Origin of the sequence: Synechococcus sp. R55.2, assembly GCF_047462075.1 — a bacterium.
In the GTDB taxonomy this organism is placed as follows: Bacteria; Cyanobacteriota; Cyanobacteriia; order Thermostichales; family Thermostichaceae; genus Thermostichus.
In genome coordinates this window covers 1-893 of record NZ_JANSIH010000140.1, presented here as the reverse complement: position 1 = coordinate 893, position 893 = coordinate 1, and the positions used below count along the sequence as shown (strand labels likewise).

Sequence of the window (893 nt, the reverse complement as noted above, 5' to 3'; positions counted from 1 at the left end):
TTGGCGCGGCGGGTGGATGGGGAAGTGATTGTGTTGCATGTTACCGATGAGCCGCAGGGGAAAGGGGTAGAACTGTTGCGGCAACTCACCCAGCGTCTTTTGGCGGACATTCGCCACCAGTTTTGCTTGGCCTCGGGGCCCTTGGCAGAGACCATCGTAACCCTAGCTCAGGAGCGGCAGGTAACCGACATCGTCATGGGCAAGCGGGGCCACCGCGGCTGGGAGCAGGTTTTGGTGGGATCTACCTCCCAGGCGGTGTTGGAAACCAGCTCCATCCCTGTCATTTTGGTGGAGCTTCCTCGGGATGAGCGGCAGACTAGCCTCTCTAGCTTGTCAAGAGGGGAGGACTCAAAGTAGGGATTACCCCAGGACCAACTTTGGATCCCGGGCGAGACCCTAATCAAGGGAACACTAAACTACGCTGGGCATGAATACGTTTGACTTACGTTGAAAACTCTAGCTCGCTGGGAGTTGCGAGGAAGTCAGTAGCTTCTTTACTTACGAGGTATCCATCTCCTCTCAGAAAGCACGAAACATCTTCTCTCTTTCTTGGTAGGGCAACACATGCCATCGTTAGGCCCGTGAACCAGCATATCCAGGCAAACCTGAGCACTCCCTCGAGAGCCTTTCTCAATTGAAATGTTACTAACTACAACTCTGTCTCCTAGAAATACAGGCTCCAAGGGCACAAGTTTTTGGCCACCTAGTAGTCCTGACAAGCTAATCCAACTAGCGGATCCTCCTGTATTGCTTGCTGCAATGGCAACAACATCCTGAAACCCGTCGTTATTGAGGTCGCTAAATTTTAGGTCTTGGAGCTTTGCCACTAGGAACCCTTCCTGAAAGACACTAGAACCTCGTTGATACTCTCCGTTCTGAAAACGAATCCGCTC

General features: G+C 52.4%; 1 protein-coding gene. It reads left to right on the top strand.

Annotation, left to right across the window (positions count from 1 at the left end):
- A partial coding sequence (locus tag NW838_RS05265) for a universal stress protein (RefSeq protein WP_414427630.1) occupies positions 1-357 on the top strand: 357 nt, incomplete at its 5' end.
- Positions 358-893: the final 536 nt, after the last annotated feature.